The sequence below is a fragment of the Rahnella laticis genome (assembly GCF_015644585.1).
In the GTDB taxonomy this organism is placed as follows: domain Bacteria; phylum Pseudomonadota; class Gammaproteobacteria; order Enterobacterales; family Enterobacteriaceae; genus Rahnella; species Rahnella laticis.
This window is the reverse complement of record NZ_JADOBI010000005.1, coordinates 128,094-141,861: the sequence shown is the minus strand read 5'-3', so window position 1 is coordinate 141,861 and position 13,768 is coordinate 128,094. Positions and strand designations below refer to the sequence as shown.

At 53.4% G+C, this 13,768-nt stretch carries 11 protein-coding genes; 10 read left to right on the top strand and 1 reads right to left on the bottom strand.

What is annotated here, in order from left to right; all coding sequences use genetic code 11:
* Positions 1-57: 57 nt before the first annotated feature.
* From IV433_RS12560 to cheW, 7 genes are all read left to right on the top strand, one after another.
* A complete protein-coding gene (locus IV433_RS12560) occupies positions 58-882 on the top strand; it encodes an SDR family oxidoreductase (RefSeq protein ID WP_195814576.1) in 825 nt (274 codons plus the stop codon).
* A gap of 1,258 nt (positions 883-2,140) precedes the next feature.
* Entirely contained in the window at positions 2,141-2,485 is a 345-nt protein-coding gene (gene flhD / locus IV433_RS12555; RefSeq protein ID WP_120508226.1) for a flagellar transcriptional regulator FlhD, read from the top strand.
* Positions 2,486-2,487: 2 nt separating this feature from the next.
* Positions 2,488-3,096 carry a flagellar transcriptional regulator FlhC gene (gene flhC / locus IV433_RS12550; protein WP_101078668.1) on the top strand — a complete coding sequence of 203 codons (609 nt, stop codon included), beginning with the start codon at positions 2,488-2,490 and terminating at the stop codon, positions 3,094-3,096.
* A 178-nt stretch (positions 3,097-3,274) separates the two neighbouring features.
* A complete protein-coding gene (gene motA / locus IV433_RS12545; protein WP_152325852.1) occupies positions 3,275-4,165 on the top strand; it encodes a flagellar motor stator protein MotA in 891 nt (296 codons plus the stop codon).
* Positions 4,162-5,280 carry a flagellar motor protein MotB gene (gene motB / locus IV433_RS12540; protein WP_195814577.1) on the top strand — a complete coding sequence of 373 codons (1,119 nt, stop codon included), beginning with the start codon at positions 4,162-4,164 and terminating at the stop codon, positions 5,278-5,280. Before motA ends, motB begins: the two co-directional genes overlap by 4 nt.
* A gap of 10 nt (positions 5,281-5,290) precedes the next feature.
* Complete coding sequence (gene cheA / locus IV433_RS12535) at positions 5,291-7,321, top strand: chemotaxis protein CheA (protein WP_229893384.1); 2,031 nt, start codon at positions 5,291-5,293, stop codon at positions 7,319-7,321.
* A gap of 84 nt (positions 7,322-7,405) precedes the next feature.
* A complete protein-coding gene (gene cheW / locus IV433_RS12530; protein WP_095922337.1) occupies positions 7,406-7,903 on the top strand; it encodes a chemotaxis protein CheW in 498 nt (165 codons plus the stop codon).
* A 332-nt stretch (positions 7,904-8,235) separates the two neighbouring features.
* Here cheW and IV433_RS12525 read toward each other — a convergent pair whose 3' ends face one another.
* Entirely contained in the window at positions 8,236-9,234 is a 999-nt protein-coding gene (locus tag IV433_RS12525; protein WP_195814579.1) for a helix-turn-helix domain-containing protein, read from the bottom strand.
* Positions 9,235-9,348: 114 nt separating this feature from the next.
* Here IV433_RS12525 and IV433_RS12520 point away from each other — a divergent pair, with 114 nt between their 5' ends.
* The 3 genes from IV433_RS12520 to IV433_RS12510 all read left to right on the top strand — a co-directional run bounded on the left by IV433_RS12520 (position 9,349) and on the right by IV433_RS12510 (position 13,712).
* Positions 9,349-10,821 (top strand): MFS transporter, encoded by a 1,473-nt coding sequence (locus IV433_RS12520; RefSeq protein WP_195814580.1) that lies wholly within the window; start codon positions 9,349-9,351, stop codon positions 10,819-10,821.
* A gap of 502 nt (positions 10,822-11,323) precedes the next feature.
* Positions 11,324-11,917, top strand: coding sequence for a hypothetical protein (locus IV433_RS12515; RefSeq protein ID WP_195814581.1), 594 nt, complete (start codon positions 11,324-11,326; stop codon positions 11,915-11,917).
* A gap of 100 nt (positions 11,918-12,017) precedes the next feature.
* On the top strand, positions 12,018-13,712 hold the full coding sequence (locus IV433_RS12510; protein ID WP_195814582.1) for a methyl-accepting chemotaxis protein: 1,695 nt from the start codon (positions 12,018-12,020) through the stop codon (positions 13,710-13,712).
* Positions 13,713-13,768: the final 56 nt, after the last annotated feature.

Here is a 13,768-nt window from a genome sequence, read left to right as displayed (position 1 = left end):
ATAAAGAGAGATATCTGCAGCTGGTGAAATCATGCCAGAGAACAAACGGAGCGATGTATGAAAAAGATTTCGATTATCGGACTGGGCTGGCTGGGCATGCCGCTGGCAATGGCGCTGGCCTCAAAAGGGTACGACGTGGTCGGGAGCAAAACCACGCCCGACGGTGTCGATGCCGCCAGAATGATTGGCATTGAATGTTTCCCGCTGGTCTTCACGCCGGAAATGGAATGCGAAGCGGACGATCTCGAAAAGTTGCTCAACGTCGATGCCTTAATCATCACGCTGCCTGCGCGCAGAACGGCGGAGGGCAGCGAGCTCTATTTCCAGGCGGTACAACAGCTGACGGACAGCGCGCTGGCGCATAACGTCCCGCGTATCATCTTTACCAGCTCGACGTCCGTTTACGGCGACCATGAAGGTGTGATGAAAGAAGACGCGCCGTTGCTGCCTGTTTCACGCAGCGGCATTGTGCTGAAAGAGCTGGAAAACTGGTTCCACGGCTTACCGAATACGTCGGTCGATGTCCTGCGCCTCGCCGGGCTGGTCGGCGGCGATCGCCATCCGGGGCGATTCATGGCGGGAAAAACGCAGGTAAAAGGCGGTCAGCACGGCGTCAACCTGGTCCATCAGGATGACGTGGTCGCGGCCATCACCTTATTGCTCAGCCTGCCAAAAGGTGGCCACACCTATAATCTCTGCGCGCCTTCGCATCCGGCAAAAGCCGAATTCTATCCGGCACTGGCGCGGCAGATGGGGCTGGTGCCACCGACGTTTGCTGAAGAGCCTTCAGCAGGGAAGGGTAAAATTGTCGATGGCGGCCGGATCTGCAAAGAACTGGGGTTCGAATATCAGCATCCGGACCCACGAAACATGCCTTTTTAACTTACAAAACCTTATTCGATAATATTACGTTATGGCCTGCCTGAAATTTAGGCAGGCTTTTTTATTTGGTCTTTTATTGTTCAGTAACAACGCCGCACCCTTGTTTGGATAGATTCTGTGCCGTGTATTATTAAATTTTTATTTCCCCCGCTAATTAGCCTGCTTAATAACAGGTTAATCTCCGTAACTATTCAAAAATCCTCTTAATAAATGCAGTTAGCGATGTGCTTTATTCGCATTTTACACGTCGGAAGTGGCGCGGGATGCTGGTTGAGTAATAAAATTCCTATTCTTGAGCTTTCAATTTGCCATTGAGCGGCATAAACCACTTTTTTAACCACAATCATTAAAGTTTTCCTGAAGAGATGCCGATACGTTTGTACGGCCTGAGTCCGCCGTCTCATCATTTCTTCTTATCAATCTAGTCTCATGACTGGATGTCTGCGCTTGTCTGGTAACAAATACTTACAATCATTGTCTTTTTGCTTTTGAAATAGCGTGGTTGCTCACGTTTCCCCTACTTTTTGAACTAAATTTAACCAAAACTTTCCGGACTCGATCCCCTGTAAGCCTTGTGGTGACTGGGTTGCGCAGAATTAGCACAATGATCATGCTATTGGAAATTTACAGCATAAAAAACTGGGTGGGCTATGATTGATTGGTCTGTGTGCTAATCATTTGGCTTTAATTGGTCTTTGTACAAAATGATCTCAAAATGGCGAAAAAAGACAGCCACAGCCCCCTTTTTTAGACACTTTTTTACTTTTGGTTTAAAACTGCGCAAATTTTTACGATAAATTGCACTTTTGGAGACAAAATAAGTTTTAAAAGTGTGATGTGCATCACACTTTATTCAAAATTCGGCAACGCCCAGATTGTATGTATAAAGGGAACGGGGTTAGAGTTGCGTCGTAGTAAGATTATTCCTAATAATGTATGTAAAAGCGTTTCACTGAATGAGACGCCATCACAGCAACGGACCCTGCCAGTACACCAAAACTGAAGTGTTTCACGATTACTTAGCAGTGCAATTGTCACAATTAATTTAGTTTACATCAGGAACAACTTTGTATTGGCGGTGAAGTAAATACCGCAGGATAAATCTATTTCCAACGTGAGATTTATTAATCAGCCAATGATCCAATTGTTTTGATAGTAAAAAATACTCCTGTCACGCCGGGTGAAACTCTTGCTGCATGGAATATGTCTATCAATCCGCCACCTTAAAAAAGTGGCATCGGTAATGGGGTAGAACAGAATGTCCGAATTGCTAAAGCACATATATGATATCAACCTGTCATATCTATTGTTGGCACAGCGCTTGATTAACGACGAAAAGGCCTCAGCGATGTTTCGCCTGGGGATTGATGACGTAATGGCAGAAACCCTGGGGCAACTGACGCTGCCACAGATGGTGAAGCTGGCTGAAACGAACCAGCTTTTATGTCAGTTCCGCTTTGACGACAGTAAGACAATTGAACGACTGACTCAGGAATCGCGCGTGGATGACTTGCAACAAATCCACACCGGCATCCTGTTGTCCAGCCACCTGCTTAAAGGCCTGGCTGCGAAAGACAGCGGCGCGATGAAGAAAAGGGCGTAGCTATGTCTGGGAAAGATGCGTCAACCAAACCGGCAGAAAAAAGTATCGTCCAGGAAGCACGGGACATTCAGCTTGCCATGGAATTGATTACGCTGGGTGCCAGATTGCAGATGCTGGAAAGCGAAACGCAATTGAGTCGTGGCCGACTGATTAAACTGTACAAAGAATTGCGCGGCAGCCCGCCGCCAAAAGGGATGTTACCGTTCTCAACGGACTGGTTTATGACCTGGGAACAGAACATCCACTCTTCCATGTTTTACAACGCGTACTCGTTTCTCTTAAAGAGCGGGCATTGTAATGGCGTGGAAGCAGTAATTAAGGCTTACCGTCTCTATCTGGAGCAATGTCCGGAACAACCGGGTGAGGCGCCGATCCTCGCGCTGACCCGCGCATGGACGCTGGTCCGTTTTGTCGACAGCGGAATGCTGCAGCTCTCTGCCTGCAACTGCTGTGAAGGTTCATTCATTACCCATGCACACCAACCGCGCCACGGGTTTGTCTGCAGTCTTTGCCAACCCCCATCCCGGGCAGTAAAAAAACGTAAACTTTCCCCGCAGGTTGCCGATATAACATCTCAAGAGCTGGACGAACAGGTCAAGCGCGCTGTCTGAGATTGTTAGGTTGCAGTATGTCGTCCGGAGCGGTGGTAACACCGCTCATCATTTCCCCCTAACGTCTCCGCCATAATCTGGCCCCTTTTATGCACGTTTGAGCTGCGTAACATCGGGCAAGGTGGCACAGCCTCGCGCTTTTCCTCGCCCTAAAACCACATAGAATTAAGGATTCATCGTGCTAGTAATATTAGGTTACCTCGTGGTCATGGGCTCAGTGTTTGGCGGTTTCCTGCTCGTCGGCGGTGAACTGGGCGCATTATACCAACCCGCAGAATTACTCATCATCGGTGGTGCCGGCATTGGCGCCTTCTTCGTCGGTAACAACGGCAAAGCGATTAAATCCACCATGCGCGCCTTGCCGCAGCTGTTTCGTGCGTCGAAATACAACAAAGCGTTGTACATGGATTTAATGGCACTGCTGTACCGCCTGCTCGCCAAATCGCGCCAGCAGGGGATGCTGTCGCTGGAAAATGACATCGACAATCCGGCAGAAAGCGACATTTTTGCTAATTATCCCCGCATCCTTGCCGATAAGCATTTAGTCGAATATCTGACGGACTATCTGCGCCTGATGGTCAGCGGCAATATGAACGCCTTTGAAATCGAAGCACTGATGGACGAGGAAATTGAAACCTACGAGCACGAAAGTGAAGTCCCGGCAAACAGCCTGGCGCTGGTCGGCGATTCACTGCCTGCTTTCGGTATCGTGGCGGCGGTTATGGGGATCGTACACACCCTGGCGGCAGCAGATCGTCCGGCCGCAGAGCTCGGGGCATTGATTGCCCATGCAATGGTGGGGACCTTCCTCGGTATCCTTTTGGCCTACGGATTCATTTCCCCGCTGGCCAGCGTACTGCGCCAGAAAAGTGCTGAAAACGCCAAAATGATGCAGTGCATCAAGGTGACTTTGCTGTCGAGTATCAACGGCTACGCGCCACAAATTGCCGTCGAATTTGGCCGTAAAACGCTTTACACCTCCGAACGACCTTCCTTCATCGAGCTGGAGGAACACGTTCGTCAGGTCAAGTCACCGGGCCAGAAACAAACTGAAGAAGAAAAAGTATGAAGCATCAGAGCCATCCAATCGTTGTTGTACGCAAGAAAAAGAACAAGCACGGCGGAGGGCATCACGGCGGTTCGTGGAAGATTGCTTACGCTGACTTTATGACAGCGATGATGGCTTTCTTTCTGGTGATGTGGCTGATTTCGATCTCCAGCCCTAAAGAACTGGTACAAATTGCCGAATACTTCCGTACGCCACTGGCGGTGGCCATCACCGGCGGGCCACGCAGCAGCGATGCCACCAGCCCGATCCCGGGCGGCGGCGCTGACCCGACGGTGCAGGACGGTGAAGTCCACAAAATGGATCAGTCGCAGGGCGAAAGTAAGCGTGAAGCCGGCGATTTACAGAAATTGCAGCAAAAGCTGGAAGACATGCTGGCGTCAGATCCGCGTCTGAAAGATTTACGTCCGCATCTGATGATTAACCTCACCGAGCAGGGTTTGCGTATTCAGATTATCGATAGCAAAAACCGCCCGATGTTCCAGCTTGGCAGCGCCATTGTTGAGCCTTATATGCGCGATATCCTGCGGGCGATCGGGCCGGTTCTGGACGATTTCCCGAACAAAATCAGCCTGGCCGGTCATACCGATGACATGCCGTATGCGCAGGGCGAACGTGGTTACAGCAACTGGGAATTATCGACCGACCGCGCCAACGCCTCACGCCGCGAAATGATCATCGGCGGCCTGAGCGAAGGGAAGGTTCTGCGGGTGATGGGGATGGGTTCCACCATGCAGCTTAAAAATCATCCGGCCGGGGACGCGATTAACCGTCGCATCAGTATTTTAGTTCTCAATAAACACGCAGAAGAAGCGATTGAGCGCGAAAACAGTGAGGGCGAAGCGATCACGATCAATGACGCCGGTGAACTGCAACGCCAGGTCCCCGGACGCCAGACCGCCCCGGCACTCGCGCCGAAAATGAGCCCGGCTCCGGCCGCGCCAGCGACACCCGAATCATCAGCAGCACCAGTACAGGCACCATCAATACCCGGGATTAATACGCAGACGCCAGTGACACCATCGGCAGGCGCCCAACCTGCGACAGCGGCTCCGGCCACTGTGACGGTCACGGCACCTGCGACCACATCAACAAGCCGCGATTCACAGCAGAGGTGATCACGTGAGCATGGATATTACTGATTTTTATCAGACATTTTTTGATGAAGCAGACGAGTTGCTGGCGGACATGGAACAACATCTGTTGTTGCTTGATCCGCAAGCGCCCGATATTGAGCAGCTCAACGCGATTTTCCGCGCCGCGCACTCAATCAAGGGTGGCGCAGCGACCTTTGGATTTACGGTTTTGCAGGAAACGACTCACTTACTGGAAAACCTGCTCGACGGTGCTCGTCGTGCTGAAATGAGCCTGAGCACCGACATCATCAACCTGTTTCTGGAAACAAAAGACATTATGCAGGAGCAACTCGACGCCTATAAATCATCCCGGGATCCCGATGCAGAAAGCTTTGAATACATCTGTGCGGCCCTGAGACAACTGGCCCTCGACGCGCAACAAGAGCGGGAGCCTGCTCCGGATCTTCACGTCGTCGAATCTGCCCCGGCGGCGAATGCCGCGGAAGCTGCACCTGCCGCACCTGCCGCAGGCAAAGGCGACCTGCGCGTACGCCTCTCCGGTCTGAAAGCCCAGGAAGTTCAGGTCATGCTGGAAGAACTGGGTAATCTTGGCGAAATCAAAGATCCGGTTCAGACCGCAGACAGCGTGGAAGCGACGCTGGTCACCACCGTGACCGAAGACGACATTATTGCGGTTCTGTGCTTCGTGCTCGAACCGGAACAAATCAGCTTCACACATGCCGCCGCGGCGGCACCTGCGGTTGTCGAAACGCCAGCGGCTGTACCTGTTGTCGCTGAAGCTGCACCGGTTCCGGCCGCGCCGCGTTCGGCGCCGGTGCTGACCGCCGTGCCGAACACCGAAGTGGCAAAAGCCCGTGCGCCAAAAGCGCCGGAATCCACCAGCATCCGCGTTGCGGTTGAAAAAGTGGATCAGCTCATCAACCTGGTGGGCGAATTGGTCATCACCCAGTCCATGCTGGCACAGCGTTCTGACCTGCTGGATCCGGTGATCCACAGCGACCTGCTCAACAGCATGGGGCAGCTGGAACGTAATGCCCGCGATTTGCAGGAATCGGTGATGTCGATTCGTATGATGCCGATGGAATTCGTGTTCAGCCGCTTCCCGCGTCTGGTGCGTGATCTGGCGAGCAAGCTGAACAAACAAATTGAACTGACGTTGCTGGGCAGCTCGACCGAACTCGATAAGAGCCTAATCGAACGCATTATCGACCCGTTAACGCATCTGGTGCGTAACAGCCTCGACCACGGTGTGGAAACACCGGAAGTGCGTATCGCCAACGGCAAAGACGCGACCGGTAACCTGACGCTGTCCGCGGAACATCAGGGCGGCAACATCTGCATAGAAGTGATCGATGACGGTGCTGGCCTTAACCGCGAACGTATTCTGGCGAAAGCTGCGTCGCAGGGCATGAACGTCAACGACAACATGAGTGACGAAGAAGTCGGCATGCTGATCTTTGCCGCCGGGTTCTCGACGGCAGAAAAAGTCACCGACGTTTCAGGCCGTGGCGTGGGCATGGACGTGGTGAAACGAAACATTCAGGAAATGGGCGGTCACGTTGAAATCCATTCCCAGCAAGGTAAAGGCACTACTATCCGCATCCTGCTGCCGCTGACGCTGGCTATCCTCGACGGCATGTCAGTAAAAGTCGGTGAAGAAGTCTTCATCCTGCCGCTGAATGCGGTGATGGAATCGCTGCAACCGCTGTCGGAAGATTTACACCCGCTGGCCGGTGGCGAGCGCGTTCTGCAAGTGCGCGGCGAATATCTGCCGCTGGTTGAGCTTTATAACGTCTTCGATGTTAAAGACGCGAAAACCGAGGCGACGCAGGGCATCGTGGTGATTTTACAAAGTGCAGGGCGTCGTTATGCGTTGCTGGTTGATCAGCTGATTGGTCAGCACCAGGTGGTGGTGAAAAACCTGGAAAGCAACTATCGCAAAGTGCCGGGCATTTCAGCCGCCACCATTTTGGGCGACGGCAGCGTGGCGCTGATTGTGGATGTGTCGGCCTTGCAGTCGCTCAACCGCGATAAATTAGCAACAGGCGCAACCGCCGCATAATAAGCAAAGCTTCCGGCGACCTGAACCGTCGCCGGGTGTGAAAAACTCAGGCCGATTTAAAGATAAAAAGCAAAGGTGAACAACATGGCAGGACTTGCAACCGTGTCTAAAATTGCGGGCGAAACGGTAGGTCAGGAATTCCTGATCTTTACTTTAGGCGATGAAGAATACGGCATCGATATCCTGAAAGTGCAGGAAATCCGCGGTTACGACCAGGTAACCCGCATTGCCAACACCCCGGCATTTATTAAAGGCGTCACCAACTTGCGCGGCGTGATCGTGCCGATCCTCGACCTACGTGTGAAGTTCGCTCAGGAAGATGTGATTTACAACGAAAACACCGTGGTGATCGTCCTCAACTTTGAAAACCGCGTGGTCGGGATTGTGGTTGATGGCGTTTCTGACGTGCTGTCACTGAGCCAGGATCAGATCCGTCCTGCGCCGGAGTTTGCCGTCACCATGTCGACCGAATACCTGACCGGGTTGGGTTCGCTGGGCGATCGTATGCTGATTCTGGTGGATATCGAGAAGCTGCTGAGCAGTGAAGAAATGGCGCTGGTTGATTCGGTAACGAAGATCTAAGTCTTTGAACGTCAGGGTCAAGGCCAAAACCGTGGGCGTCGGCCCACACCGGGTTAAGGGGCGTAAACGCGCCCCTTAACAATCCTGCGTTTTTCTCACTGCGCGCTGCCGCTGGAACGACGGACATGTTCCGCCACATCGGCGGGTGGCGCAAATCTTGCCGCTGCGCGGTTCCTTCTCTCGGTCCTGAAGCCTCAGGTCTTCAGGCCGCTCCGTTCAGCAAGATTTTGAGCGCGCCATTTCATCTTTTGAAAGATAACAACGAGTTGTTTGCTCCTCCACCTGCAAAGGGTAAGGTCGGGATGGGGTTTAGCAGACGACTCCATCCTGAATCAACCCACCAAATCTCTCCCGCTAAATTCTTTCCGCCAGCGTGTCGGTGTCGTGTTAAGCCGTTGCCGGAAGTGGTGGCGCAGTGTTTCGGGTGAACCGAAACCGGCTTGTTCTGCGACGCGGTCAACGCTCATCTTCCCGCTTTCAAGCAACGCGCAGGCTTTTTCCAGCCGGACGGTCAGCATCCATTCGCCCGGCGTAGTGCCGGTTGCATCGTGAAAACGACGCAAAAATGTGCGGCGGCTCATTCCCACCTGAACGGCAAGTTGTTCAATCACCATCGGCGTATTGAGATGGCTGCGTAAATCATCGAGCAGCGGCGCGAGCGTTTTGGTCTGCCGCAGCGGCACCGGTTGCTGGATAAGTTGCGCCTGATTCCCTTCGCGCATTGGTGGCGTCACCATCCGGCGGGCGGTGCGGTTGGCGACTTCTATCCCGTAATCGCGACGGATGAGATGCAGGCATAAATCGACACCGGCCGCGCCGCCCGCAGAGGTGATAATGCTGCCTTCATCGACGTAAATCATGCCGTGCTCGACCTGCACTTTGGGGAATTTTTGCGCCAGAATCTCGGTGCTGTTCCAGTGCGCGGTGGCACGTTTTCCGTCGAGCAAACCGGCAGCGCCGAGCACAAAACTGCCTGCGCAAATCGACACAATCCGCGTGCCGCTGTTGTGTGCTTTTTGCAACGCTTCAATAAGCCGCGCCGGTGCCGGTTCGTGTACGCTGCGCCAGCCGGGGATGACAATCGTGCCCGCGCCTTCGAGCAGTTCCAGCCCGCCATCTACCACCAAACGGACGCCGCCCTGTGCGCCAAATGTGCCTTCCTCAACTGACGCGACGGACAACTCGTACAACGGTTCGCCGGTCAGTTCATCGGCGCGGCCAAACGCCTCGACCGCTGTCCCAAATTCAAACGTGCACAAACATTCGTAGGCGAGCAAAACCAGCCGCCGGTTTTGCGGCGCAGAAACGCGTGTTGCTTCGATTTTTTGCATAACAGGTCACCGTTAGTTTGGCATGATCTTGACGATACATGGCATATCCGCTGATTTCCACTGCGCCGCCAATCTTACATGCTGAACGCCTCTCAACGTTTGCAGGATTTACGCATGAAAAACACATTGGCACTGATGGCTGTGTGCCTCGCCGCCCTGATGTCAGGGCTGGAAATCTCCAGCGTACCGGTTATCTCGCCGGTTCTTGAAGCACAGCTGCACGCCAGTTTCCGCGAACTTCAGTGGATAATGAACGCGTACACGCTGGCCTGTACAACCGTGCTGATGGCAACCGGCACGCTGGCCGACCGTTTTGGACGCAAACGCGTTTTCATCATTAGTATCACCGCGTTCGGGCTGACGTCGCTGATGTGCGGATTATCCGGCAGCGCCGCGTGGCTGATTGCCGGACGTTTCCTTCAGGGCCTGAGCGGCGGCGCGATGCTGACGTGTCTCATCGCGATTCTTTCCACGCAATTTCCGCAGGGCAAGGCGCGCAGCCAGGCATTCGCCGCGTGGGGAATTACCTTCGGTTTCGGGCTGGGATTCGGGCCGATTATCGGCGCGCTTCTGGTGGCGTGGCTTAGCTGGCAGTGGGTATTTCTGGTGCACTGTTTTATCGCGGTGATCACGCTGATTCTGGCGCTGAACAACGTGGTGGAATCCCGCGACGGGCAGGTCAAAAAACTCGATCTCGGGGGATTGCTGACGCTTTCGGTGACAGTGATGGGCGCGACGTATCTGATTACGCAGGGCAGCAGTCTGGGCTGGGAAAGCACGCTGGCGCGCAGCATCATTGCGGTGACGGCGCTGAGTGCGGCGCTGTTTGTCTGGACGGAGAAACGTCATCCGCACCCGATGTTTGATTTTTCGGTGTTCCGCATCCGGCCATTTTCCGGCGCGCTGATGGGGTCTGTGGGCATGAATTTCAGCTTCTGGCCGCTGATGATTTATCTTCCGGTTTATTATCAGAGCGGGCTGGGCTATACCAGCGTGGCGACCGGGCTGGCGCTTCTTGCGTACACCTTACCGACGCTGCTGATGCCGCCGCTGGGCGAAAAGCTGACCGCCAGATTCGGCGCGGCGCGGCTGATCCCGCTGGGTTTATTCACTATCGGCGCGGGGTTTATGCTGATGAATATCGCCGTCGTAACGCACACCAGCCTGCTGCCGGGCGCACTGATTGCCGGTGCTGCGCTGGGCCTGACCAATACGCCGGTGACCAACACGACAACCGGTTCCGTCCCCGGCGACCGCGCAGGAATGGCGTCGGGCATTGATATCAGCGCGCGGCTTATCACGCTGGCAATCAACATTGCGCTGATGGGAAGCCTGCTGGTCACGGGCATCGCCACCAGCCTGAAAGCATTATTGCCCGCCGCAGAGAATTTACCGGCAATCGCCGAACACATCGCCGGTGGCAGCGAAGTTTTGCTTGCTGGCGATATAGCAGCGCAGGCACTGACAGAAGGTTTTTCCGGTGTTTTGCTGTACGGCGCAACCGGCGTCTGGGCACTGGCGCTGGCAAGCTATTTGCTGTTTAACGTGAGGAGGCGGCGTAAAACCGCATCTTGCGAGCCGTACTGACATTTAAAATCAGCGCTGCATTTCTTGCAGCGCACTTTGCGTAGCGCCTTCCATTTGCCTGAAAAATAATCATTTAACCGGTGCATCTTTTTGTCAGATAGGGTGTTATCCGCCCGTAATACGGGGCCTCACGGATATCAGCGTGGTGCAAAATGAGAGTTTGATTAAGTACGACAACTGGCGTACATTGAGGCCACATGAGTTTCAGAGAGATCAAAGGGAAAGTGATCGAGTGTTTGAAGAACGGACAAGTCAGATTTGCTGCGAGGCGGGGAATTTGTCTCAAAAATCTTTTAAGCACTGGAGATGTGAGTGCGCAGGAATTGGAGAGGGTAATCAGCCTGGCAGCCGGGAAACATTACCAGCGACGTACTCACCACCTGGATAGCAGTATTGATGTCCACATTATTAGTCTCTGGTATTCCGGGGTTAACTGGTACATCAAATGGTATTTTGCAGAACCTAACAGCGTTTTTATCAGCGTTCATCATTAAGGGAAATTATGATTATTTGTAAAGTTGGGGATGAAGAAAAAGCCGAGTGCGGAATGTGTGAGGCTTTTCGGATGGTCAGCTATCAGCTGCGCGATGTGCCGTTTGATGACGGCAGCGGGATCGTCAAAAATATCATCGCGGGCGTGTGTAAAACCTGTGGCAACGTTGCGGTGATCCCTTTTCAGTCCGTGCCCGCCATTAAAAAGCAGCTTCAGGTACAACGCAAAGCCGTGGAAAGCCGTGTGCCTGCGCATATGATTGACCTGTTAAATCTGGCGAGTGCGGAGTTAGGTGCAACGCCTGACTTTGTGCCTTTGCTGCTGAAATATTATATTCATCAGCTGGCCTCAGACCCTGAGGCCGCTGTGCGTCTGGTGACTTTGCTGACGTCAGAACTGGCGACCGGTCTGGCTAATAAACGCCTTTCGCTGAAGGGGCGTGAAATTGGCAATGATATTGAAAAACTCAAAGGCCTTTCCCAAATCGACAACACCACCGAATTGCTGAAAGGCGTGGTGCTGATGATCCACAACGATCTCCTGGTCGAGCCTGATGCACAGCGTATTGCGCTTTTAAAGAGTTTTGTCGCCACTGTCGCCTGATCCCATTCTCCCCCCAAAATCTTTTGAACCCGATCACATAAAGTTCCCTCCTTTTCTGCCGATAACCATTCCAGATATTTCCCATTTAAAAAGGAACAACATGTTCAACCGTATGAAAGTGGTCACGGGTATCGTGATCTTACTGGTGGTCTTCGGTGCTTTACAGTTGGTATCCGGCGGCCTGTTCTTTAAATCCTTAAAGACAGACAAAGACAATTTCACCACTTCGCAGCAAATCCGTTTACAACAGGCGGAATTCAACGCCAGCTGGATTTACCTGCTGCAAACCCGCAATACGCTTAACCGTGCGGGTATCCGTTTCATGCTTGACGCTAACCAGATGGGCAGTGGCGCGACGGTGAAGGAGCTGATTGATACCGCGACGAAAGATCTGCAAATCGCCGATCAGCATTTTGCCAATTATCAAAAAATTCCTGTCGATGCCAGCCAGAACCCGGAATACGCGGCAGATGCTAAAAAGCAATATCAGGTTCTGCACGACGCGCTTTCTGAACTGATCGAACTGATTGGTCTGGGCCGTATCAATGATTTCTTCGAACAACCGACACAGCAGTATCAGGACAACTTCGAAAAAGCCTTCGTCACGTATATCGATCAGAACGATCGCCTGTACAACGACGCCGTTCAGATCAGCGATAACTCCTTCACCCACGCCTTGTGGATGCTGGGCACCGTGCTGGCTGTGCTGATTATTTTCATGGTTCTGGCCTGGTTGGGCGTGCAGAAAATTCTGGTCCATCCGCTGAAAAATATTGTCGAGACCATCCGCAAAATTGCAACCGGTGACCTGACGCACGAAATAGTCGTGAAAAGCCGTAATGAAATCGGCCAGCTTGCCGATAGTCTCAAGTACATGCAGGACGAACTGATTCGCACCGTGTCCGGCGTGCGTCACGGCGCAGATGCCATTTACAGCGGGGCGAGCGAAATTTCTGCCGGTAACAGCGATTTGTCTTCGCGCACCGAGCAACAGGCGTCCGCGCTGGAAGAAACCGCAGCCAGCATGGAACAGCTGACCGCAACGGTGAAACAGAATGCCGAAAACGCCCGTCAGGCCAGCCAGCTGGCACTGAGCGCGTCTGAAACTGCACAGAAGGGCGGGAAAGTGGTGGCAAACGTGGTCGATACCATGAATGACATCGCCAGCAGCTCGAAGAAAATCACCGACATTACCGGTGTGATCGACGGGATTGCGTTCCAGACCAACATTCTGGCGCTGAACGCCGCCGTAGAAGCCGCCCGTGCAGGTGAACAGGGCCGCGGGTTTGCGGTCGTTGCCGGTGAAGTGCGTACGCTGGCACAGCGCAGCGCGCAGGCAGCAAAAGAAATTAAAGGGCTGATTGATGATTCTGTCAGCCGTATTAATACCGGTTCAGTGCTGGCCGAAAGTGCCGGTGAAACCATGCAAGACATGGTGAACGCCGTTACGCGTGTGACTGACATTATGGGCGAAATCACCTCGGCTTCTGATGAACAGAGCCGCGGGATTGAGCAGGTCGCACAAGCTATCACTGAAATGGATCGGGTGACGCAGCAGAACGCCTCACTGGTTGAAGAATCCGCGTCCGCTTCGGCGGCCCTGGAAGAGCAGGCAAGCCTGCTGACGCAATCTGTGGCGGTGTTTACGCTGAGTCAGACCGCAAATAACAGCGTGCGCCAGAACCCGGGCACTTCGGCAAGACTGCCTCTGTTGACTCCGAACCTTTCAGGTTCTAAAGCCGGTTCAGGTGGAGCGCAAAGTACAGATTTAACCGAAAACTGGGAAACCTTCTGAGTCACGTACATCGCATAATTATATAAGAAAGAGGGTGACGGTCAGGGCTGTCACCC